Source organism: Paenibacillus oryzisoli (genome assembly GCF_050467285.1).
Classification (GTDB): Bacteria; Bacillota; Bacilli; order Paenibacillales; family NBRC-103111; genus Paenibacillus_E; species Paenibacillus_E oryzisoli_A.
The window spans coordinates 79,273-103,854 of record NZ_JBCMUN010000012.1 but is presented as its reverse complement, the minus strand read 5'-3'; the positions used below and the strand labels follow the sequence as shown (position 1 = coordinate 103,854).

General features: G+C 54.8%; 14 protein-coding genes and 1 other annotated feature. Of the genes, 2 read left to right on the top strand and 12 right to left on the bottom strand.

Annotation, left to right across the window (positions count from 1 at the left end; genetic code table 11):
- Positions 1–91: 91 nt before the first annotated feature.
- Positions 92–317 (top strand) — a binding site (T-box leader).
- A gap of 48 nt (positions 318–365) precedes the next feature.
- The gene (locus ABE504_RS20955; protein ID WP_430092269.1) at positions 366–2,279 is read left to right on the top strand and encodes an arginine--tRNA ligase; all 1,914 of its coding nucleotides are present in this window, start codon (positions 366–368) and stop codon (positions 2,277–2,279) included.
- 1,002 nt (positions 2,280–3,281) lie between these two features.
- On the opposite strand, the gene ABE504_RS20950 is transcribed toward ABE504_RS20955, so the two are convergent.
- The 7 genes from ABE504_RS20950 to ABE504_RS20920 form a co-directional block, all read right to left on the bottom strand.
- Positions 3,282–6,089 carry a polysaccharide lyase family 8 super-sandwich domain-containing protein gene (locus tag ABE504_RS20950; RefSeq protein WP_430092267.1) on the bottom strand — a complete coding sequence of 936 codons (2,808 nt, stop codon included), beginning with the start codon at positions 6,087–6,089 and terminating at the stop codon, positions 3,282–3,284.
- A 42-nt stretch (positions 6,090–6,131) separates the two neighbouring features.
- Positions 6,132–7,520: an FAD-dependent oxidoreductase gene (locus ABE504_RS20945; protein WP_430092265.1), complete on the bottom strand. Its 1,389-nt coding sequence runs from the start codon at positions 7,518–7,520 to the stop codon at positions 6,132–6,134.
- Between the two features lie 90 nt (positions 7,521–7,610).
- Positions 7,611–9,143 (bottom strand): extracellular solute-binding protein, encoded by a 1,533-nt coding sequence (locus tag ABE504_RS20940; protein WP_430092263.1) that lies wholly within the window; start codon positions 9,141–9,143, stop codon positions 7,611–7,613.
- Positions 9,144–9,181: 38 nt separating this feature from the next.
- Entirely contained in the window at positions 9,182–10,042 is an 861-nt protein-coding gene (locus ABE504_RS20935) for a carbohydrate ABC transporter permease (RefSeq protein ID WP_430092261.1), read from the bottom strand.
- Positions 10,036–10,962 (bottom strand): ABC transporter permease, encoded by a 927-nt coding sequence (locus ABE504_RS20930; RefSeq protein ID WP_430092259.1) that lies wholly within the window; start codon positions 10,960–10,962, stop codon positions 10,036–10,038. Before ABE504_RS20930 ends, ABE504_RS20935 begins: the two co-directional genes overlap by 7 nt.
- Positions 10,963–11,138: 176 nt before the next feature.
- On the bottom strand, positions 11,139–12,878 hold the full coding sequence (locus ABE504_RS20925) for a sensor histidine kinase (RefSeq protein WP_430092257.1): 1,740 nt from the start codon (positions 12,876–12,878) through the stop codon (positions 11,139–11,141).
- Positions 12,875–14,437, bottom strand: coding sequence for a response regulator (locus tag ABE504_RS20920; protein WP_430092255.1), 1,563 nt, complete (start codon positions 14,435–14,437; stop codon positions 12,875–12,877). Before ABE504_RS20920 ends, ABE504_RS20925 begins: the two co-directional genes overlap by 4 nt.
- A 183-nt stretch (positions 14,438–14,620) precedes the next feature.
- Here ABE504_RS20920 and ABE504_RS20915 point away from each other — a divergent pair, with 183 nt between their 5' ends.
- On the top strand, positions 14,621–15,472 hold the full coding sequence (locus ABE504_RS20915) for a sugar phosphate isomerase/epimerase family protein (protein ID WP_430092253.1): 852 nt from the start codon (positions 14,621–14,623) through the stop codon (positions 15,470–15,472).
- An 856-nt stretch (positions 15,473–16,328) separates the two neighbouring features.
- On the opposite strand, the gene ABE504_RS20910 is transcribed toward ABE504_RS20915, so the two are convergent.
- The 5 genes from ABE504_RS20910 to ABE504_RS20890 all read right to left on the bottom strand — a co-directional run bounded on the left by ABE504_RS20910 (position 16,329) and on the right by ABE504_RS20890 (position 24,553).
- Positions 16,329–17,087: an SDR family oxidoreductase gene (locus tag ABE504_RS20910; RefSeq protein ID WP_430092251.1), complete on the bottom strand. Its 759-nt coding sequence runs from the start codon at positions 17,085–17,087 to the stop codon at positions 16,329–16,331.
- Positions 17,088–17,116: 29 nt separating this feature from the next.
- Positions 17,117–17,944: a phytanoyl-CoA dioxygenase family protein gene (locus ABE504_RS20905; protein ID WP_430092249.1), complete on the bottom strand. Its 828-nt coding sequence runs from the start codon at positions 17,942–17,944 to the stop codon at positions 17,117–17,119.
- Between the two features lie 239 nt (positions 17,945–18,183).
- Entirely contained in the window at positions 18,184–21,360 is a 3,177-nt protein-coding gene (locus ABE504_RS20900; RefSeq protein ID WP_430092247.1) for a polysaccharide lyase family 8 super-sandwich domain-containing protein, read from the bottom strand.
- 254 nt (positions 21,361–21,614) lie between these two features.
- Positions 21,615–22,700, bottom strand: a complete 1,086-nt coding sequence (locus tag ABE504_RS20895) for an SGNH/GDSL hydrolase family protein (protein WP_430092245.1) — start codon at positions 22,698–22,700, stop codon at positions 21,615–21,617.
- Between the two features lie 14 nt (positions 22,701–22,714).
- Positions 22,715–24,553 carry an FAD-dependent oxidoreductase gene (locus ABE504_RS20890; protein ID WP_430092243.1) on the bottom strand — a complete coding sequence of 613 codons (1,839 nt, stop codon included), beginning with the start codon at positions 24,551–24,553 and terminating at the stop codon, positions 22,715–22,717.
- Between the last annotated feature and the right edge of the window lie 29 nt (positions 24,554–24,582).

Here is a 24,582-nt window from a genome sequence, read left to right as displayed (position 1 = left end):
GTTCATCATACATGCGCTTAACCTCCATCGCGGTTAATCATTCAGGGTATTGATTTTTCGCAGTAATTGTCTATAATGTTTAGAATATATCGACAATTCGATGACTGGGAGAGTAGCAAAGTGATGGTTGTTCAAGCGAGCCGGGTTGGTGGGAGCCGGTACAACGTGACTTCGTGAAGCGCACCCATGAGAATGGCCTCCGAACGAACGATGGAGTAGGACGCCACGGCCCAGCCCGTTACGCTGACGAGTGGTTAAGCCGAATCGGCTTAGCAACAAGAGTGGTACCGCGAATGCACCGAGCCTTCGTCTCTTATTTAGAGACGAGGGCTTTTTATATTTTCATAAAAAGGGGATGGACACATATGATCAGCGCAGCAATTTCAATGAGTATTGACCGGTGTACAAAAAGTTTGTTCAGCGACCTGGGACTGCCATGTCCAGCGGATTTGACGATTGCAATTGAGCAGCCTGCTCAGCTCGAGCACGGCGATTACGCGACGAATATCGCGATGCAGCTCGCGAAGCTGCTGCGGAAGGCGCCGCTGCACATTGCCGAAGCGCTGAAGGGCACGCTGGAGGCGGATGCGGAGTTGATGAAGGTGATTCAACGCGTCGAGGTGGCGGCGCCGGGGTTTTTGAACTTATGGGTGGACTGGGGACGGTGGGCGGCTGCTGAAATTGGCGGTGAGGCTGGTGCTGGTGCGGCCTCGCGGCCCTCTCAGAACGGCAAGGTCGTGATCGAGCACACATCGATTAACCCTAACAAATCCGCGCACATCGGCCATTTACGGAATTCGTGCATCGGGGATACGTTGGCGCGGCTGCTGCGCCGCACAGGCTATCAGGTTGAGGTGCATAACTACATCGACGATCTGGGCAATCAGTTGGCGGATACAGTCGTCGGCTTGCAGCAGGTGCAGCTTGACGGGGAGCATGCGCGGTTCGGGGATTTTTGCTGGGATACGTATGCCGCGGTGAACAAAGCCTATGGAGAAAATCCGGCGCTGCTCGAGGAACGGACGCGCGTGCTGCACGCGCTGGAGGAAGGCGGCGGCAATGTCGCCTGGCTCGGACTGCTCGTCGCGGAACGGATCGTCCGGGAGCATCTGGCGGAGATGCGCGCCTTCGGCATCACGTACGATCTGCTCGTCTGGGAGAGCCGGATCGTGCGCGAGGGCTTCTGGCAGGCGGCGTTCGACCTGCTGCGGCAGACGCCGCAGTTTGCGCTGGAGACGGACGGCAAGCTGGCCGGCTGCTGGGTGCTGCGGGAGACGGAGGCCGGGGCGGCGGACGCGGGTGCGGTTGAAAAAGCTGAGGGCACCGACAGTGCGGGCGACGCCTATCACAAAGACAAAGTGCTGGTGCGGTCCAATGGGATTTTGACCTACACCGCCAAAGACATCGCGTACCACCTGTGGAAATTCGGTGTGCTCGGGAAGGACTTCCGCTATCAACCCTTTGAAGCGGAAGTGTGGAGCACGCAGCCCACCGGCGAATCTGCGCCGTTCGGGCAAGCGGACATGGTGATCAATGTCATCGATCACCGGCAGGCGTACCCGCAAGCGATGGTGAAGCAGGCGCTTGCGGTGCTCGGCTATGCGGCGCAGGCGGAGCTGCTGCGCCATGTGGGCTACGGTGTCGTCTCGCTCAGCCCTGGGGCTGCGCAGGAGCTCGGCCTCGACACCTCCGCGGGCAAAGCGTCCTACGCGATGTCGGGGCGGCAGGGCATCGGGATCAAGGTAGCGGAGCTGCTTGATCGGATGGAACGCGTGATCGATGCGAAGCGCTCCGATCACGAAGGGCTCGCAAGCCGCGACATTGCAGCCGCGGCGATCCGGTATTATCTCCTCCGTTTCAGCTTGCTGACGGAGGTGGTGTTCGATATTGCCCAGGCGACCGAGGTCACGGGCAATTCCGGGGTGTACCTGATGTACGCCCATGCGCGGGCGGCGAGCATTTTGGGCAAAGCCGGCGTGGTGGAGCCGCTCGCGGCGCCGGCCTTTGCCGAGCCGGAGAAGGCCGAGCACGCGCTGCTCAAGCAGCTCGCGGACTGGCCGGACCGGCTCGCCGCGGCGGCGCGTGAGCTGACGCCGCACACGCTATGCAACTACGCGCACGAGCTCGCCGTGCTGTTCAACAACTTCTACGGCGCCTGCCCGATCCTCAAGGCAGACGCCGAGAGCAAGGCGCAGCGCCTATGGCTGACGGCCAAGTTCCAGGCCACGATGGCCGACGCACTGAGCGTGCTGGGGCTTCCGGCGCCGAGCCGGATGTAGTAGCAGCCCCGTCGCTCTTTGTCCATTCTCCGAGTGCCTAACTGCCGAACAGCCCACACCTGATCACAGGATGTGGGCTGTTGATGATGCTTACCAAATCAGAGCTGGCCGAGCTCCCCTGCGGATTTCACCTTTCAGATCGGGCGCATGAATAAAACTGCATATGTGCAGGAATTATCCTCGATCCTTTACGGATTCGAGGGTATACCTGCGATTAGGCAGGCTTTTTGGAAAAAAGCCCGCTCCTGGAACAAATCCGCTATGAAAACCTGCCTTTTCGCAGGCATTTGGCTAAAAACGGCTTTTCTTCGAAAAATTCCTGCGTAATCGCAGGAATCCCCTCTCATCGGGCCGTCGGATCTCATCCTATCAGGCCAGATCCGCCAGATCTCGCCAGTTTCCATCGACTCTGCTCGATCTCACCCGCTCTCACCCTCTCGCCCCCGCTCTCACCTGCTCTCCCCCTCACCCCCAAACATGTCAGGTTAAAGAGCGAGGCTGCTCGGTTAAACGGGTAACCTAGAGCGCTAGAAGGTGACAAGCCGCCAATCAACTGGCTTGGTGCGTTCATGAACTGGAAAACCTCCAGTTTATTTCTTCTAAAAATGGCTTCCATGCTCACTGAACTGGAAAAGCTCCAGTTCATTTCAGCCATTTGAAGCAAATTCCCCATGCAAGGCCACATAGACTGGAGGAATTCCAGTTGAACACCCCAATTTGGGCAAAAACGCAAAAATAAACGGGAGAATTTCCAGTTCATTTGATGCGTAGCGTACAGATGGGCGGCGGCGAGGGCTAAACGGTGGACGACTGGCACCGCGCACGCCTCCTATGCCAGGTTAAGCGCAAGACAGCCGTAGTGGAGAATGCCTCACGCTTAATCTCACCTGCTCGCCCCCGCCCTCACCCACTCCCACCAACTCACCCGCTCTCACCGCAGCCCTCCCCCCTACGCAAAAAGAGGCCCGCAGGCCTCTTTCACACTTCCTTCCCACCTGCTCCTCACGGCACAGGCTCAAACTTAACGGCATCGACGGTGACGTACCCGTTCGCTCCGTCATTGCGGATCTTCACATACCCGCCAGTCCCCGCGGCAAAATCGTACGTCCCCAGCAGGTTCCACTGTCCGCCCAGTTCCTGCTCGTTGACGGTGACGGTGCTGGTGATGCCTTGATGGACGATGTCCACTTGGGCATTCGTGGCCCGATTCGCGTGCGAAGGCCACCACATGTACACCTTGTAGGTCCCGGCTGCGGTTAGCGTCGGGGTCATGGTGACGCTCTTCAAGCCATGGCTGACGTTGCCGTCGTGAATGTAATCGACACCGTATTTGTTGGTCAAACTCGTGCCGATGGCCCATCCGCCCACACGCGTGACGCCGCTGGTATCGGCGTTATCTACGATGACGGTCGTCGCTGCCGGAGTCAGCGCGAGTTTCGCTTTGAATGACTTCCCTTTGGCGGCATTGACGTTGACGCTAAGTTTAATCGTCGGACTGAGCTGTGTCACGGTCACACCGGCATCCGCCGAGATGGTACCGGAGGCCGCTCGATCCAATTCGAGCTGAATGGTGCCCGTATTCGCCTGGGTCGGATCGGAAACGGAAATTTCCAGTTCACTGGCCGTTTCCTTGGTCATCACGGACGCTTTTTTGTTCGAGGTGATGAAATCCACCGTCGTTACCGCATCGTTCCAGAAGTTGGCGCCGATGACATTCAACGTCGTCTCTTTCACAGCCTGGACGTCAGCGGTATTCGCCAACACCGTGATATCCGGGGTGCTGGCGTAGCTGGTCAGCTCGGCGCTTGTTTTACCAGGAAGGATGACATACTGATACGATTGGTTGCTCGCATTGCCCCCGTGATTCAGCGCAAGGGACAAATAATTTCTCGTAATATTGGTACCGGAGGTGATCCCCGTCGTTTTGATTTGCTTCCAGTTGCCGGTTCTGGCCTCGCGCTTCGCCTGAACGGTTGGCGCTGTCGGGAAGAAGTACCCGATGTCCGCACCGGACGTATTCCCGGCCAGATGAATGGTGTTCACGGAGGCCAACGTTTGCGACCAGCCCAGGCTGGCGGATTGCACCGTGCCGTTAACGGTCAGCGCATTGTTGCCTGCACTGTTCAGCTTGCGGTTCTCCACGATCGTTTCGACTGCTTTGGCGTCCGTACTTGTGATCCCGGCGCCGAGTGCGACGATTTCATTGTCGAACAGGAACCAGGATTTTTTCGCCGCCAGCGTACTGGTCACACCCGGTGCGCCCGTCGTAGTGGCGGTCACATTCATTTCCATGCCTGTCGTACCATACAGACCCAGCAGATCGGTTCCGCCCACCCAATTCTTCGTGTTAAACTGGCTACCCACATAGGTACCGGTCGTAACTGTCGTGCCGGCCAACCGGTACAAGTCGACGGTCGGCCAGAAGTCCTCGGCGTACTGGTTCAAGTCGTTGTTATAGAGATATGTCATCCCCAGCCCCGTATACCAGCCTTTGGCGTTCTCGCTATTTGCCGCTTCATAATTCAGGATCTTCGGCGAGAACATCGATATCCCGAAGCCGAAGCCAGGACGAAGCTGAACCGCGCGTGCCATAGCGGGGAATTGCGCATATTTCCCGAGTTCGCTGGCAGCCGTGATCCCCGCATCATTCATGATTGCTTTCGCAAGGAGAATCAGGTTAATCGGCGCGTCCGTGTAAAAGGTGTTCGTCGTACCGCCCGTCTCTGCGCCAATCCAGGCCTTAATCATCTGCTTGAAGGCCAGCGCATCCGCCGTCGGTGCGATCTGGGACAAGCGGATTACACCTTGCATGATGAAATGGCCGGCATCCCGATCTTGCGAGGTATACCTGACAATCTCTCTGCCGCGGACCATATCCATCATCGCGCCTTTATATAAGAAGGGTTGATACGATTTGTATATCCATTGATACACATTGGACTGGTTAACATTCGTAATCTCCCAGGTCGAGCCCTTCAGCAGATACATCAGGTTCGCCGTATCCACAAGCAGATTCGCCCCGTATCCACCGGTGTAAGCATAATAGGTATGCTGGATAAACGATCCGTCCGCGTAGAAGCCGTCGCCAGAAACGACATTGGGAAACAGCGTCGTTAAGGCATCCCGCGCAGCCGTAAGCTTCGTGCTATCCTTGACAATGACCGCGCGCAGGGCAACAACGACCGCTTGCCAGGATAGATTGGCTCCCCCTTTATTCACCGATGGCACGTATTTATTAATAGCGTCCATATAATTTGTAATCTGTGTTGGCGTCAGGTAGTCGTACATGAGAATAACGGTATCGTTCAGCGCGGTCGGTGCGCCGATCTGCCAATCCCACCAGTTGTCGTAGGAAGCTTTGGTTGAATTGTAACGATTGGCGTTCATCCAATCCAGGGCCATGATGACATCCGCGATCATGGCGGTGTTGCCATAGTACACAGAACCATAAGTCTGGGTCGCCAGCGCAATTTCTTTAATCCGCCGGAATCCGGCGGTCACTTGGCTGGAGGTGCGAGTGCCTGCCGTCAAGTCGTTCCACAAGAAATTATTCGGCTCTGCCGGTGTCTTGTTCATGCTTTCCCAGTTCGTCTTCGCTTTCGCTGAAATGGCGGCAATTGCCGGCGAAATGGCGCCATCTGCCGGATCATAGGCAGTTCCGCCTGTCAGCATCTCCCGCCATTTGGCACGCAAGCCGTCGAATTCATCCGAGGCTTGCACATGTTGCGGCGCAAACCCGCCGATCAGCGCAACGACCATCAGCATCATCAAGCACACGTAGCCTGCCCTTCGTCCTTTTCCTTTACCCATGGAGCATCTCCTCTCTTCTTATCAACTTACCCGTGACTCTTCCTACAAAATGATAGATCCCCCCTCTCGCAGCACAGCGCGAAGCTCCTGCGGATCCACGTCACTTACCCCCTGCTCCGCACGAAGCGCCAAATAGGCCGCTACCCCCGCTGCTTCGCCGGTCTGATTCATATTCACCATGACGCGGACAGCGCCGTAAGCGACAGGATCTACGTCGATCATGCGGCCGCAGACCAGCAGATTTGTATATGTGCCCGGAATCAGGCAGCGGTAAGGAATCTGATAGAACGTCGGATCTTCGGCCCATTCCTCCCGCCATCTGCCGACCTCCACTGGATAGCCTGGACGCACGTAGGCCTGCTCTCCGTTCAAATATTGGAAGGTAATGCCCGGCTTATCCGCATGATGAATATCAACCCGATAGCTGCCGTTGGCAATCGCGTCATCAAAACGAACACCATGGAGCACGTCTGTCCCGGTCAGCCGATACGCGCAGTGGATATGCCGGGTCTCCCGGATGCCGATATAAGACGGCAAGGAAAGCAGCGTCAATTGATTATCCGGCCCGTACTTGCGCACCATATCCATGATGGCTCTGACCTGGCGTCTTCCTTCAATCTCGCTCTGCGTCAGAGAAAGCCCATCCTGGCAGTCGGCATGGTAGACCCTGGTGCCGGCGTACATATACACGTCTTTCGAGCCCGGCACGAAACGTCCCCAGCCGAAGCCTTCCGGCAAATCGAATTCCGCCTTATGCTGCAACAGCGCCTGATTCAAGTCGAGCCCCTGCAGCGAGTTGAAGCCCGTCACGTCGTCAAAGCCGCTGCCCGAACCCCATCCGCCAATCTTGGCGCAGGTCGTCGGCGGCTGACGCCGATCACCGTTCGTGAGTGGCAGCTGCAACCGTGCGCACAGATCGCCGTCGCCCGTCGCGTCAATGAACATACCGGCTTTGATCGCCCCGCGACCGGACTTGTTCTCCACGATGATGGCAGTCAGCTGCCCTTCCTCCAGAACAGGCGCGACGAACATCGTATGCAGAAAAGGCTGTACACCCGCTTCCGTAACCAGTTCATCCAGCTCGATCTTCAGCTCTTCCGTATTCAGCACATACCCGACAGAATGGCTCTTCTTCTCTTCAGCTACCGCCCCGCGCTTCGTCAATCGCGCTACAGTCTCAGCCGTAAGGCCGCCGATAATCGGCTGCTCAAACGTCGTATCGTACAAGCTGTGCCAGATGTTCACCAGTCCCGACGTCGCAACGCCGCCGAAGCTGTTCTGTTTCTCGACGATCACGACGCTCGCGCCGAGCCTGGCTGCCCGCACCGCAGCGAAAACGCCTGTACAGCTGCCGCCGAGCACACAAATATCCGCCTCATAGATGACGGGAACCGATTTCGCCTCTTCCCGAATAAACCCACGTGTATTCATCTCTCATCTTCTCCCTCTCTCTACAATAAAAGGGTTGAAGCGAAAGCTCTCGCAGCCTTGCTCCAACCCTCACGCTTCTTGTCCGGTATCCTATTTGATATAACCGAGCGGTTTCAGCACCAGCGTGCCTTGCTCCACATATTTGGACAGCTGATAGTTCGTCTCCAGCGCTTTCGTAAAAGCATCGAAATTGTCCAACGAATTTTTGCCAAAAATAAACTTCGTAATCTCTTCGCTCTCAAAACGATTCTTGTCGCTGACCGATACGCCCTCCGGATTCGGAATCATCTCCGTATACGTTTCAATACGCGGCTGCTTTTCGGCGAAATCAATGTAAGGAAGCTGCTTCGTAAATTTGGCTTTCAAATAATTTTTCTCATCGCGGCCCGTCAACTGATGATTAAAGGCAAAGCCCGTTTTGGAGCTGTCGGTGACAACCGGAATGCCGTTCTCCATTTTGTAATGCGTGCCTTCAATGCCATACATCGTCGTCAAATACCCAGGACCATCCGCAATATAGTTAAAATATTCCAAAATTTTATTCAGCTTGGCTGGATCTTTGGCCGCTTCCTTGGAAACAGCAAACCGTCCGCCCGTCGCGCTGATATCAAAATAGCCTTGATATTTGCCCCCTGGGCCGCTCAACGCGTCCATCTGCACCCAATTTGCAGCAGGATTTACGCTCTTGTACTGCGCGATGTAGTCTTCCTTCGTCATCTCGCCCCAGTTAATGTAAAGGATGCCGGCTTGCCCTTTAAACGCTTTCTCCTGATGCTTGAGCCCTTTGTTCGTCATGAACTCCGGATCGACCAAGCCCTCGCTGATCAAATCCTTAATGTAAGTCAGCGCTTGCTTCGTCTCTGGCTGCACCGTGGAGTACACGACCTTGTTGTCCTTGATCATGAATTGGCCCGGGGAAGCGACACCGAATGCGGAGAAAACCGGATCGAACGTGCTCGGCGTGTTCACCGCATCCGGCGTGCCGATGCCGATACCTGTAATCCCGTACGTGTCTTTTTTGCCATTGCCGTCCGGGTCCTTCTCCGTAAACGCCTTCGCCACCGCTTTTAACTCGTCCAGGTTTTTCGGCGCCTGGAGGCCGAGCTTATCCAGCCAATCCTGCCGGATCCAGTAGCTGGACATCGGCAGATAGGCGCGTTTGGCGATGGCATACTGCTTGCCGTCCACTTTGCCTTTATTTAGATCCACATCCTTAAGCTTCGCTTTGATGTTCGGCATTTTATCCATATAAGGCGTCAAGTCGAGCAGAATGCCCTGTTTGACATAATTCGCAAGCTGCACCTTGGAGACCGAGAAAATATCCGGCGCCGAGCCGCCTGCAATTTTCACATTCAATTGCTGATCGTAATCTGTTGCACCGACATTGAATTGCAAATCCATGTTGAGATCTTTGTTCAATTTGCTCAGGATAAAATCATCCGCCATGCCGGGATAGTTCGAGCCGCTGATGAACAAGTTGATTTTCACCGGGCCGCTAGATGTGGCCGTGCCAGGTGCGCTGGCTGACGCCTCCGGCGTCTTGTCGGTCTTGGCGGCGCACCCCGCCAGCAGGATACTGCCAAGCAATGCGGTGGATAGGGTTGCAGCAAGCATTTTTTTCATTTCAGGTGATCCCCTCTCGATATTTATTCTGAATCTGGCTAACCCTTAATACCCCCGAGCAATACGCCTTGGGTAAAATATTTCTGGATAAACGGATACACCACGATGATCGGAAGTGCCGAGAGGACGACGGCGGCCATTTGCAGCGATTGCGTCGGCAGCACGCTCGTAATGTCCATCGGCGGCAGCATGGAGTTAATCAGGATAGTCTTGAGCACAACTTGCAGCGGAAACTTGCTGGTATCGTTGACATACATAATCGCTTGGAAAAATTCGTTCCAATGTCCCACGGCATAGAACAGACCGATGGTCGCCATAATCGGCAGGGAGAGCGGGAGCACGATTTGGCTGAGAATGCGCAATTCGCCTGCGCCGTCAATGCGGGCCGCTTCATCCAGGCTGTCCGGGAGATTTTCAAAAAAAGTTTTCATAATCAGCAGATTGAACGACCAGACCAGACTTGGCACGATCAATGACCAGAGGGAATTGATAAGTCCCGTTGCCTTGACGACCAGATAGGTCGGCACAACGCCGCCATTGAACAATAAGGTGAACGCGACCAGGAACAGCAGGATGTTTCTGCCGGGCAGCCGGCTTTTGCTCAAAGGATAGGCCATCATCGTCGTTACCAATAGATTCAGCAGCGTCCCGACCACCGTGATGAAAATGGTCACACCGTACGCTCTAGGAATCGTCGGATCGTGAATGAAAGCAGCGTAGGCGTCCAGTGTCAGCTTTTTGGGGAATACGACAAACCCGCCATTTCGCAACACCTCGGCCAAAGGCGTCAGTGAGACCGATACAACATACAGCAGCGGAAAGATCACCGACAACGCCAGCAGCGTTAGAATTGCGTAAACCCCAATATCAAACCACACTTCCTGCTTGCTTTTTACCATACGCCTTCCCCCCATTTTTTAGCGATCCGATTGGCGGTGATGACAAGGGCGAAGCCCACGACAGATTTAAACAATCCGACAGCCGCAGCGAGGCTGAAGTTCAGCTCTTCCAAACCGGTGCGGAACACCCACGTGTCAATGATGTCGGCCACTTCGTAAACCTGGACATTGTACATAATATAAATTTGATCGAAGCCGGCATCGAGGATTTGGCCAAGCTTGAGAATCAGCAGCAGAATGATCACATGACGAATGCCTGGAAACGTCACGTGCCAAATCATGCGAGCCCTGCCCGCTCCATCCATGCGGGCCGCTTCATACAGCGTCGGGTCGATGCTGGTAATAGCCGCCAGATAAATAATCGCCGTCCAGCCGATGTCTTTCCACACGTCCGAGGCGACCAGGATACTGCGGAACCAAGCCGTCGAGGTCAGGAAGGAAATCGCATCCCCGCCCAGGCCCTTGACCCATAAATTGATTAAACCGTCCGCTTCCGAGAGGAAGGCGGCTGCAATGCCATAAATGATGATCCAAGAGAGAAAATGAGGCAAATACGTAACTGTCTGCACAAATCGTTTGAAGAAGCGCAGCCTGACTTCGCTGAGCAGTGTCGCGAGGAGAATGCCCGGAATCATGCCAAACAGCAGCTTATAGATACTGATGAGAAAGGTATTTCTTAATAAGGGGAAAAAGTAAGATGAGTCGTAAAACGTTTTGAAATGCGCATACCATGGATCCGCCCATGGGCTGTCGAACACCCCCAGCATAATATTATAGTTTTTAAACGCAATGATCGCGCCGAACATTGGACTGTAGCGATACACGGCGTAATACACCAAGCCCGGAAGCAGCATCGCGTAGAGTACGCGGAACGACCATATTAATTTAAGCTTCCTTGTGAGTGCATAGGTGCGCTGCATCCCTGTGTTCCTCCCTTCTGTCTGATGTGTTCCTCGGAATAGTTTAATCATACCGGGTTGGGGCACAGGGGGTAACAGGTCAGAATTAAAGAAAACTAGGTCATTATTAAGGCAGTCTGCGGCTTGTCTTCACGGCAAAAAAGCAAGGCAGCTTCCCTTGCTTTTGACTGAATTCCTCATTGGACTTCGCCGGACGTTTGGATCGGATACCGCAGCGAAGCCTTGAACCCATACGGCGCTACATTTTCCACCTCTACGCCGTACGCATGGCTATAGTGCAGCTGCAGCCTCCGGTGCACGTTGTAGAGGCCAATGCCTCCTTCCGCTCCTGGGACGGAAGAGACGGATTTATACGCCGTCAACCCCTCAGGCTCGCAGCCGTTTCCGTTATCTTCCACAAGAATGACCATGTCCTGATCTTCCTGGTAGATGGTCAGCAGGATTTTGCCCTTCCGTTCCGTCAGCTTGTTCATGCCGTGCCGAACCGCATTCTCCATCAGGGGCTGAATAAGCAGCTTTAAGATCCTCATCTGCAGCAGTGAGGGCTGTACATGGAACAGCACTTGAAAAGCGTGATTGTTGCGCAGCAGCTCAATCGTGACGTAGTTGCGCACATGCTCCAGCTCGCGTTCAATGGTCGTCCATTCTTCGCCGTCATTGATGCTGAACCGCAGCATGTCCGCCAGGGTCGTCACCATTTCCGCAATGCTCGCTTCCTGCGCGGATTCCGCTTTCCACTTGATGGCATCAAGCGTGTTATACAGAAAATGAGGATTAATCTGGTTAATTAACATCCGCTGCTGGAGCTTCTGCTTCTCCGATTCGCTGGCACGCGTCGTTTCGAGCAACGTCTCCATCCCGTGAATCATGGCGTTAAATCCCCGCACCATCTGCCCGATTTCGTCCTTCCGCGCTCCGAATTTCATGAAATAGACGAGCCGTCCAAGCTGCACCTGGCGCATGTGGCGAACTACCTGCTGAATCGGCGAGGTGAACTGGCGGACGATGACAAAGAGCAGGATGAACATCACCAGCAGACTGATGACAAACAGCCAGAACGTGAACGCTTTGATCGCATTCAGCCGGACGGTCAGATCGGAGACCGGTATCGTCGCCACCAGATTCCACAATTCTTTCCCGCTGTCGGCAATAGCTTGCGAAGCGACATAATAGGGCTTGCCTTGAATCGTTTCCGTTTCAAAATTGCGCTTGCCCTGTCCCAAGGAGGCAGGCGCAGGCAGGCTGTTTCCGGACTTCTCCGCCGGATTGTACGTCAATATATTGGCATTGCGATCGGTCAGCAGCAAACGGAAACGAGGATATTGCGAAGGCGTAATCAACTGTTTGCCGATCCAGGCGTTGGAAATTTTAAATACCATGACACCGGCATTTTGAAAATCCGTCAGCGTCCGGATGCCTCGAACGTAGTACAAATTCGTCGCAATATGGTTGTCGTCGCCCTTCACCAGCCAATACGGCTTTCCTCCCAATTCGTACGCTTTGGTAATCAATTCCGTGTTCAGATCCAGGCCAAATGCGGCGAAGCTGTTCATGTAATTGGGGTATTTCTCCTCATGATTGGGCAAAATCATTAATTCAAACGGCCCCTTCAGTTCCTCCGTAATTCCTTTCATGACGTTAATAAATTCCGTCTCTTGAAAAAAATCCTGCGGCGGCGGCTCTTGCAGCATGGTCTGCAGCTTGGAGGAAGCAATGACGCGAAAAGCGTCCGTGTCCAGCTCAGCCAGAAACTCATTAATCTTCGCTGTGTTATGCTGCAAATTATCCTGCAGGAAGGCGGAAGTGACATCCTCAATTTGCATCTTGGAGCGCTCATACGACAAATAGCCGAGCAGCGCGACAGGGATCAGAATCGCCGCCATTAAGGGCAGCAGCAGCTTTTGAAATAAATTCATTTTCCGTATCGGAACTCCTTCGGGGTCTGTCCTGTCCGCTTTTTAAACACTTTTCCGAAATACTGCAAATCCTGATAGCCAACGGATTCCGCAATCTCATAAATCTTCATCTGGCTGTCGCGAAGCAGCTTCTTGGATTGCTCCACACGCAGGTCCGTCACGTAGTCCAGAAAGTTAATCCCCGCTTCCTTCTTAAAGAGCTGGCTGAGCCATACGGGATGAATTTGCAATTGATCCGCGATGCTTTGCAGCGTAATATTTTGCGCAAACTGCCTCTCTAGCAGCTGCTTGGCTTGCGCAATAATGGCATTCGAATGGCTGACAGCCGCCTTCTTGGCGATCCCTGTCACATAGTGCAGCATCCGTTCTTTGACCTGTTCCAGCCGTTCGCACTGCTCCAGTTCCTCCCACAGCGCCATGGGAATCTGATTCAGTCCAATGCCATACTTCTCTCTAAGCGTGCTATGCAAACTTAAAATCCACTCCAGACACTTCTTGGAAATGTCCTGGTAGTCTTTCACCTCCTGCGCTGCTGCATAGTGGCGGACTAGCAGGTCGATGGTCGTATCGATTTGCTCCAGATCTCCCTCCATCATCCAGGCGGCCGCAAGCTCTGCGGACAAGCGGTTCGGTTCATCGTCCGCATACAGCGCTTCCGTATACGTATGCACATAGCTGCCCGGTGTCATGAGTGCCATCTTCAGCGCTTTGAGAGCCTGCCCGTACGCCGTAGAAATCGCCTGAAACGCATGCTGCTCCCGGGAGATGCCGAAGCCCAGAGTTAAGTACTGATACTTGCTTACGTTGGCCCCAATCGCTTCCACTACCGGCCCGGTTAGGTCGCTGGATACAATGAGAATCCAGTTGTGATGGATATTTTTAAACAACGCTGATGGCTGATAGGCTTCAAGCAGTTCCTCTGTAATATTTCCCACGGAGAACGTCTCCAGATCGGACTGGCTGTCCAGCGGGTTGGGCCGGTCCTGCCGTACAATATCCAGAGCAATGACAGTAAAATTCGTATCGGCCAGCCAGGTCAGCTCCCACATCTGAAGCCGGTGAAATACGTGCTCCTGCAGGAGCGTCGGCGTCATGCACAGACTGAGCAGGAATTTGTCCTTGAGCAGCTTCTTGCCCAGTTCGGCCTGTTTCAACTGCCCGGAGAGCTCTTGATGATGTTTGCGTTCATCCTCCAGCATGTCCAGCAAGTGGAGGATTTTGGTGGAGAACGCCTCCTTCGAAAAAGGCTTCAGCAAATAATCCATCGCCCCTAGCTGCATGCTGCGCTGTGCGTATTGAAAATCGCTGTAACCGCTTACGATTATGATTTTAGGCGTGTAATCGGGCATCTGCATCGCTTGCAGCAGATCAATGCCAGACTGCTGAGGCAGCACAATATCGGAGACTATAATGTCCGGCCGCTGCGCACGAATCAGCACCTCCGCATCTTCCGCGTTGGCCGCAGTCAGAATGTCCAACCGCCCTGCGGCAGCTTCCATGACTGTTTCTTTCATACCTTGCAGAATTTCCAATTCATCCTCAATAATGATGATTTTCATGGGATCACAGTCCTTTATAGAAGTGCATCTGAACCCACTTTATCACCAACCCCGGATTGAAAACAATGAGAATTACAGGCGTAGCTCAATCCAATATAAACTCACCACGATTGTGTGTTATCCTTGTCCTAACAATTCATGTAAAATACTTGTATCAAGACCATTTTGTAAAGGAGTGCGCCCATGTCCTATTTATCCGTCAGCACCTGGAGTCTGCATCGTTTGCTTGGCCCCCTTCGCTGGACCGTATGGAATCCGGAGACACGCCTGCATGAAGTGAAGGAGCAGGATCAGCCACAGCTTCTGTCGCTTCTGGAGCTTCCTGTGGAAGCTGCGCGAAGAGGCTACCAGGCTGTAGAGATCTGTCATTTTCACTTTCCGTCGACGAGCGACGCGTATTTACATGAGCTTCGCGAGCGTTTTGCCGCAGCTCAAATTTCACTGGACACCATTCTGGCCGATTACGGCGATTTGACGAATGGGGATGAAGGCCGCCGTAAGGCAGACACTGCCTTCCTTCGGGAATGGATCGACATTGCCGCTAAATGCGGGGCGAAACGCATACGTATCATCGCCGGCGAAGCTGCGCCTTCCGATGAGGCTGCGCTGCGCCTTTCCGCCCAATTGCTGCGGGAGCTTGGCGAATACGGAGAGCGCCCCGGCGTCCAAGTCGTCACCGAGAACTTTAAATCGCTTCTCTCTACCGGAGCGAATTGCTTGAAGGTCATGGAGCAGACAGCTGGCCAGGTGGCGATGATTACCGATTTCGGCAATTATCGCGGGCCGCTCAAATATGAAGAGATTGCCGCCACGACGCCATACAGTAAGTCGGTTCACGTCAAGCCCCACTATGACGAAAACGGACGACCGGACGAAGCTGAGCTGCGCCAATGCTTGAATAGCGTGCAGGCCAGCGGGTACAACGGCGCCTTCGTCTTGATCTATGACGGGCCGGGCAATATGTGGGACGGGCTAGAGCGTGTCAGAAAGATTGTGGAGCCTTATTTGGAGGCTGGCGGGGTTGGCGGGGCTTGAGCCGGTATGCTTCTCGCGTAATTCTCACTGCCGTCTGTGCCTGCAAAGCAACGAGCAACCAGGATTCGCGCGCTGGCAGCACTCGATGATGAGACGATGAGACTGCTTATTGGATGAGCGGCCCTTTACAAGCGGCGCTGCATGTATCTGTCATGGAGGTGAGTTACGGGAACCTGCATTTCCTACAGCTAATTTTCGAAAAATAGGCTGATTTAGTCAGGATCTTGTATTTTGTACAGGTAAATCGCTGCACTCCCCCCATTTCCAATGGAAAAGCGCTTTTTGCCGGGTTTTTACTGTAGTTTTTACATGATCATCGGCGAATTGACCGTTTTGATGGAAATTAGCTGTACTTTTTGCAGGTGGGGGGACGAAGCAGGGGCAGGAAGAGCGCTTGAGCGCAGATGGGCATGTTGGAAGGAATGGCGAGAGTTCGGCGAGAGTTCGGCGAGAGTTCGGCGAGTGTATGGCGGAGTGTATGGCGGGTGAATGCCAAAGATGACGTGTACATACCGGAAAAGTACCGGTGTATGACGTGGGTTACAGGGAGAGCGCCAAAGGTACGTCGTACGGATAGGATACCGGGACAGCGACAAAGATTCGTCGTACGGATAGCATACTGGGACAGCGACAAAGATACATCGTACGGATACCGAGAGATGCCAAAGGTACGCCGTGTACAGGCCAGGAGGCTGCCTCTGCATACCGGCAGTTCGCCAGGTTTACACGGGCCAACGAACGGGATGATCTGTTCGCGGGCGGCTTAGACCTGCCGCGAGCACCTGCTCTCTCCCTTCACTCGCCAAAAAAACCGGCCTCCCCAAGGGGAGACCGGTCAGCCGCAAAACCTTAAACCCTATACCCCGAACGTGTTGCCGCCGTTCACGGACAGGCATTGCCCCGTGATGAACTTCGCGCCCGGGGAAGCCAAGAACACGACGGCGGCGGCAATGTCCGCCGGCTCGCCGACGCGGCCGAGCGGGACGCCCGCCGCGTAGCCTCCAGTGTCGGCGCCCGCGTGGCGCTCGACAGGAATCCAGCCCGGGGCGACGAGGTTGACCCGGATGCCGCTTGGGCCCAGCTCGCTCGCCCACGAGCGGGTCATGCCGATCATCGCCGACTTGGCGGTGACGTAGCTCGAGAAGTTGGCGTTGCCGAGCTGGACCACCTCGCTGCCGATGTTGACAATGCAGCCTTCACCTTGGCGCTTCATGCCAGGAAGTACGGCTTTCAGCAGAAACAGCGGCGCTTTGACGAAGAAGTCGAGCTGGTCCTGATACGTCTCCCATGTGCTGTCCTCAATTGTGAGCATCGGCTGCGGGCCTGTCGCGTTGTTCACAACAAGATCAATCGCGCTCCCGAAATGCGCCTCTACGCGGGCAACCAGCCCCTCGACCTCGCCCGGGTCAGTGACGCTCGCACGGAAGGCCACGGCTTTACCGCCGTTAGCGGTGATGAGCCTCACCGTTTCCTCCGCATCGGCCGCAGCATTGGCATAGTTGACTGCTACGCGCGCCCCCGCTGCCGCCAGCGCCGCTGCAATGTGGCTCCCCAGTCCCCGAGATGCTCCCGTAACCAAAGCCACTTTTCCTTCCAGTTGTTGCAAGTACTCCAAAATCTCCGCCTCTTTCCGCTTCCGCTTTTTTATTCGTACACACTTGTGCCGCCCTCCGGTTGAGCCAGCTCCTTCAAAGGCACCATCTCCGCATTCGGCACGTAGTATTTAAACGGGTTGCTGTCGATGCTGCCAAGGAGCTGCTTGCGATACGGCGTCGCACTGGCCAGTAAACGCTCCGACGCTTGGTGGTAATCGATCGGCCGCATCCAGATGGGACTATAGCCCAAGAACAGCTGGCGACGGGTAAACTCGGAATGGTTCGGCGCACCGGCGTGCCACAGATTTTGCGGGAAAATGAACACATCCCCCGGCTTACCGCACACTTGCACTTCCCCTTCTACCAGACCGCGCACATCCTGGTTGCCGGGATGAAACGGTTTGTTGTGAGAGCCTGGGATGATTTTGGTATTGCCGCGATTCGGCTCCGACATGTCGCTCAGGATATAACACGTCTTGATATAGTATGTCGAGGTCACACCGTTCTGCTTCGGAAATTGCGGGTGCGGGCCATCTTGGTGCCAGTTGATGAAGCTCTGGGACTCCGTCTTCACATCGCTTGGGTTCGGCTTGCGAATGGTAAGGTGCGAGATGTGCAGTTGAATATTGTAGCCAAGCAGCCCCACCATGAGCGGCAGCAGCGTCGGCTCGTCGATCAGCGAAGCGATTTCGTCATCGCGCTCTACGCTGTTGTAAATGTTGTACGCCAACGCGTCCGGCTCGCCCGCCAGAATCCGGTCGACCGCCGCGTTCAAGCGATTCACTTTCTCCTCTGACAATACCCCTGGAATGACCAAATACCCATCGCGATGAAACTGTTCAATTAGTGCCGGCAAATTCAATGCAGTCGCTGTCATCGTACAACACTCCTTTAATTTTTCACTTGATATTTATAATTTACACGTGTAAATTCTATTTGTAAAGAGGAAAAAGTCATTTTCCTTCCTTATTGATTTTTATTCAGCCGTCCAATCCGGCGGTCGCGACGACTCGCTTCTTTATCTCTCTAACCATGATTTCGGCGCCAAACATGATCCAAGGTGGCGCAAAGAGGCTGCCCTGAAGCTTTTCGCTTCTGGAGCAGCCTCGCCCGCTTTTATCTTACAAACTTAATCGCATCCGCATTCACATAGTTTCCGTTGGCATTGTCCGTCAGCTCGACATAGCCGGTTGTGCCCGCAAGGAAATGGTGCGTCCCCAGCAAAATCCATATCCCTCCCGGAACGGTCTGTTCGTTCACGGTATACAACTGCGAGCCGCCATCGTAGTAGACTTTGAACGGCGCATTCGTTGCGCGAGCTGTGTTTCCGTCGGGAATCCGGTAGTACACCTGATAATCCCCCGTGACCGGAATCGTCGGTCTCCATCTGATTTTGTCCGCACCGGTCCCTGTGTTGCTGTACACATAATCCGAGCCGTAATAGTTCGGTAAACCGGTCGAGAATAACCAGGTCCCGAACAATTCTGCATCCGAGTTATCCACAATGATTTCGGAAGGTGCCGTCAACACAAACTTCACAGCGTCCGCATTCACGTACGTGCCATTCGCATTGTCCGTCAATTCGACATACCCGGACGTCCCCGAGACAAAATGGTGGGTGCCCAGCTTAATCCACTGCCCGCCAGGTACCACTTGCTCGTTCACTGCATATGCTTGCGAACCCCCGCTGTAGTACACCGTAAATGGAGCATTTGTTGAACGGCCCGTATTGCCGTCGGGAATCCGATAGTACACATCGTAGTCGCCTTCGGTTAGAATCGTCGGACGCCATTTCATTTTATCTGCACCGGTTCCCACGCCATTATAGACGTAATCGGAACCGTAGTAATTCGGAAGTCCTGTCGAAGATATCCAGGTCCCGGTCAATTCCGCGGAGGTATTATCGACGATAATTTCTCCTGGCGGCGGAGCGGTATAGCTCAGCTTCGCTTTGAACGTTTTTCCTTTGGCTGCCGCTGTATTGATCGTCAGCTTAATCGTCGGTGCATACTGCGTAACCGTAACGCCAGGGTCGACAGAAAGCGCACTGGTTGCGCTGCGGTTAATTTCCAGGTTGATGCCGCCTGTGTTCGCTTGCGTCGGATCGGAGACGGCAATTTCGATGTCATTCGCCGTTTCGCTGGTCATCACGGACGCTTTCTTGTTACTGGACACAAAGTTGGCGCCGCCCACTTGCACCCATTTCAACGCATCCGTCCAGAAATTCATCCCGATGACATTTAGCGTATTTTCCTTCACTGCTTGAGCGGAGGCGGAGTTCTCCAGAATCGTCACATTCGGATTGCTCGCGTAGCTGCTGACTTGCGCACTCGTTTTATTGGGAAGCGTCACATAAGCATAAGTGCCGTTCGTCGGATTGCTGCCATGGTCAAACCACATGGTTAAAAAATTGCTCGTGACATCCGTCGTCGGCGTCGACGCTCTTGAGTCGATGCTGCTCCATTTGCCTGTTCTGGCTTCGGTCAGTCCTTTCAACGCTGCGCCGCCCGGGAAGTAGTAGCCAATATCAGAGCCTGTTACACTGCCGGCCAGATGCGCCCAGTTCACACCCATCATCGACTCGGAGAAGCCCAGTGCATTCGATTTCAGCGTGCCGTTCACTGTAAAGGCATTGGTGCCGCCGCTGTTCAGCTTGCGGTTCTCGACAATCGTCTCAATCGTGCGATTGTCTGTACTGGTGATCCCTGCCCCCAAAGCGACGATTTCGTCGTCAAACATGAACCAGCTTTTCTTCGCCGTCAAAGTACTGCCGACCGCATCCAGCTCCATCCCGGACGTACCGTACGCATCCAGAATGGACGTGCCGCCGGCCCAATTCGTGCTGCTGAGCTGATCGTGGCCGTTGGAATTTGTTTTCGTCACCGTATCGACGGTCGTGCCCGGCAGCCGGTACGGATTCACGGTCGGCCAATAATCCGTGTACTGGGTAAGATCATTGTTGTAGAGGTACGTTGCCCCGTCTCCCAAATACCAGCCCTTCAAATTCTCGCCGTTGATGGATTCGTAGTTGAAGATGCGGCTTGAATGCATGCTGATGCCGTAACCGAAGCCAGGGCGCAAATGAACGGTGCGATCCATTCCGGTGAACTGATAGTTCTTCACCAGCTCCGCCCTCGGCGAGGCATTCGCCACAATTTCTTTTGCGAGTACGATAAAATTAATCGACGTGTGCGTGAAATAATCATGCGTCGTATCCGCCGTAATCCAGCTCTTGACCATACTGCGGAACGCAGCGGCATCGGCGGCAGGCGCGAATTGTGAAATGCGGATGATGGCCCCAATGATCGAGGCCCCGCTGTCATGATCCTGATCGTAGTAGCGGGAAACGTCTCTGCCTCTGGTCATATCCATCATGCCGCCCTTGTAGATGAAAGGCTCAAAGGAATCGTAAATCCAGCGGTACACGTTCTGAATCCCCACATTCGTGACTTCCCAGGTGGAATCGTCCAGCACATACAGTAAATCGGCCAGATCCTTCATAAGCCCGATGCCGTACCCGCCATTATAGGGATGGTTCCCGTGTTGAATAAACGAACCGTCTTTGTAGAAGCCGTCCCCGCTCGTTACGTAATTAAAGACATTGCTGAGACCGTCGCGCGCGGTGATCAGTTTGGTGGAACTTTTTACAATAATCCCCCGAATGCCAATTACGGTACATTCCCATACGCGATTCGCTCCAGTCATCGTCACCGTAGGCTGAAAATGATCGACAGCGTTCATGTAGTTGGTAATCTGTGTTGGGCTCAATTGATCGTACATCAGCACCACAATATCATTGAGCGCGAGCGGCACGCCGATCTCCCAGTCCCACCAGTTGCCATTTTTCGCCTTCGTCTCGTTGTAGCGGTTCGCATACATCCAATCGAGCGCGATGAGAATATCAGAGCGCAGCGACGCGTCATTTTGCAGGGAAGATCCCTTGGTCGCATAAGCGAGCGCCATCGTCTTGATCCGATTGTAGTTCGTTGTAAGCTGTGCGGCATCCGCAGCCGCAGTACCGGCAAGATCGCTCCATAAATAGGTGCCCGGCGTGTTATCCATCGTGCTCCAATTGGCATTAGCTTCGTCCGTAATCGCCGTGATTTGAGGGGCAATCGCCGGATCAAGCTGGTTATACGCGGTGCCCCCTGTCAACGTCACCTTCCATTTGTCCCGCATGGCATCAAACTCATCAGCCGCTGCCGCTCGGGGCACCGACACCGCGTTCACAGCAACAAGCACCGTAAGCATCAAAGAAACCATCATGGCGGTCCACTTGAACATTTTGGTCATAAAATTCCCCTTTCTTCTTCATGATATAAAGCGCTTACATTTAACCCTTACCCTCCTTAATTTCCGATCACCTCCGGAGCAACTTAGTTGGGAAACAACCCCAGTATAGCAAGCGCTTTCAAGGAAAAATATACAGCGATCCTGCGAAAATGTTCTAATATTTGCTAACACCACCGCACAAAAGAAAAAAAGCAGCCGACGCAATGTCATCTGCTTCCTGCCTTCTTACCAGGATTGGCCCATGGTTCAGAGGATCAAACAATCACCCCTGCGAAAGCCAATCTGAAATTGGTCCCTTTCGCCCCGGGCCGATTCCCGTGAATCACTTCCAGCTCCAGCACATGCGCACCGGCGGGCAGGCCTTCGGCGACAATCTCCGACCTGAACCAGCCCTCGTTCCCGCACCAATCAGGGCGCGGACGGTCCGTTGTCACCCACTCGCCCCCGTCCAGCCGATAGCGAAACTCCGCCGACAATTTGCCGTAATCAAACGCCAGCACGAGCCCGCTCCCTTCAAAATCGAGGCTAAGCCTGGCCCCGACGGCGGCCGTATCCAGGACCCGGTCGATCCACGCCGCGTTAGGCCAGCGGCGAATCAGCCACGGCCCTTCCGTCCGAATCCGTTCCAACGGAAGGACGTACGCTCCGCCCCAATGCCCGGGATCGATAGGCTCGGGCAACTCATAAGAAGCGGCCGCTCCAACGCCGCCCTCCTGCAATTCCTGTTCAAGCAGCTTGATCACGCTTTGTCCGTAGCTGAGACTTCCGCGCTGCGTAGGATGCGTCCCGTCGGGCAGCCATTCTTCCCAGCGCAGGAAGCCTTGCTTGACTTCATTCAGCGCGTAGGCACCCATCCAGACCGAGCTGATGCCGTAATGCTCGGCAAGCCGTTCAAACTCGGCAATCGTATCCGGCACGATGCCGCTCATCATCTCAGCGTACAAGGTTTGATGGAAGGTGTAGACAAGCACCACCTCCCGCGTCCCGTCCGCCAGCAGCTTGCGCAGCAAGCCTTCGCGCGCCTTGATACGCCTTGCGGGATCCACATCCCGGTCGTTGACGGCGTATTCCACAAACACCAGATCGCACGCGCGGTCGATGATGTCCCGCTCCGCGCGGAAGACGGCGAGGTCGCTCCCCGTGGCGCTGATCGCGGCATTCTCTACATGGAATCGAACCTCGGGATATCGGGCGACCAGCCAGCGCATCACCGGCTCCGGCCAATTGTGCCCGGGAAGCGCGTCGGTAATCGAGCCGCCGAGGAAGCCGACGCGCAGCTCCCCTTCCCGCAGCTTGTGCCGCATATGTGTCAGAGCACGGCGATAGTTCCAAATGTGCATACTCAGCGTCCTCCCTAATTGCACCTGATTTCGAAAATGCGCGCATGATCCAGCCCATTCGTCTCCAGCACCTCAAGGCGAAGCCTTCGCACCTGCTCCAGCGCAACTGCTTGGGTCACCTGCCGCTGGTAATTGTCCTGAACGTGCATCACTTCCTGGCCGTCACCAGAGTCATCCGTGCTATCCGCGCTATAAGCGATCACACGAAATGCCTTGACCGTTTCCGGCTGCGGCCCCCAGACGAATTTCTTCAGCACCTCATCCTCGTGTGTGAGTGTCAGCCTGCGGTGCATCCCGGTATCGAACACAACCGTGATTTCATTCAGTGCGACGGGCATTTCCCACGCCAGCTCGATCCAAGGCTCGGGATCCCCCGACTGCGACATCCAACGGTGTGTGCCCGGAACGACCCGATCCGGCCTTACGCCTTTCTCCCCATGCATGGCTCGCGTATGGCCGTCAATAACATTCGCCGCCGGCCCCTCCGGCTGTTCGGAAGAAGCACTCACGCGGGCCTGGCTCGCTATATTCACGCCCCCCTGTATGCCCGGCAGAAACGCATCCTGCCGAATCAGCATCTGCTGCGTTCTGCCGATCAACGCTTGATTGTGCCAGGCTTGCTCCAGCGGCACCCCTTCCTGAACAGCCATCGCCGCAAAGGTTCCGGCGCCTTGCCCCATCACGCCGCAAGTGGCCATCACCCTCGTGCTCGAGAACGCGATGTGCGTTGCCGAAATGTTGCGTCCGGCAAACATTAAATTGTCGACATTGGCGCTAATCAACGCCCTAAGCGGGATGCCGTACACATAATTGGTCACGGGCTGACTGCACGGATCGGTATCTTTCGCTTCAATACCTTGCGGAGGATGTGTGTCCATCGGCCAGCCGCCATACGCGATGACATCCTCAAAATGCACAGCGTCCTCCAAGTCCTTCTGCGTCAGCAGATGCTTGCCGATAAACCGGCGCGACTCCCGTTTGCCCGGCACGAAGCCGAACCAATCAAGCGCCCAATTGGCCGACTCCGGGTGGTGGCCGCTGTTTTTAATGTGATCCCAGACACCCATCATAATCGCCAACAGTTCATCGCGAATATGTTCATTATCCGCAATCGTATCCAGCAAGCCGCCAAACTCCACCCACCAATAGCCATACTCCCAGGAGCTGTGGCTTCGATACTTCAAATCCTCTTCTGTAAAACGCTTCGCCCACACAGGAGGAATAAACTTCATCGGCTTGCCCATATCCCGGCTTGTGAACAGCAGCGATGAACCGAGACGATACGGGTCCGCCTCCGCGCCTGCATGCGACTCTCCATACTGGCTGGAAGATTCCCGACCTGTCGTGAACTGCGCTCCCGCTTCCTTGCCAAGCCGCCCGTCTCCCGTACAATCGATGAAAATTTGCGCCGCAATCTCAAATGTATGCTCCGTGCTCTGTCTCTCTGCCAGCACCGAGACGATGCGGGAGCCATCCATCTGCACACCGGTCACCGCTGTATTCAGCATCAAGGTCAGATTGGACTCGGCACGGCATTTTTCATATAAAATCAAATCAAACATTGGAGCGCTCCGTTGCGCATTTCGAATGGCACACTCCAGCAGAATCTCCTCGATCAGACCGCCTTCTCTGGCCTCCGTGGCAAGCGCTTGGCCCCGTTTGGAATGCGCAGCGCCTACGATATGCATGCGAATTTCCGAAGAAGCGTTGCCGCCCAGAACGGGCCGATCCTGACACAGCACGACCTTCGCGCCGTTACGAGCTGCCGCAATGGCTGCCGCTACGCCCGATATGCCCCCTCCGGCCACAAGCACATCCGCCTGAATCTGTTGTCTGTCGTTATTTTCACTCATGTTGAAGCTCCTCTCCCAGTTTAAATAAA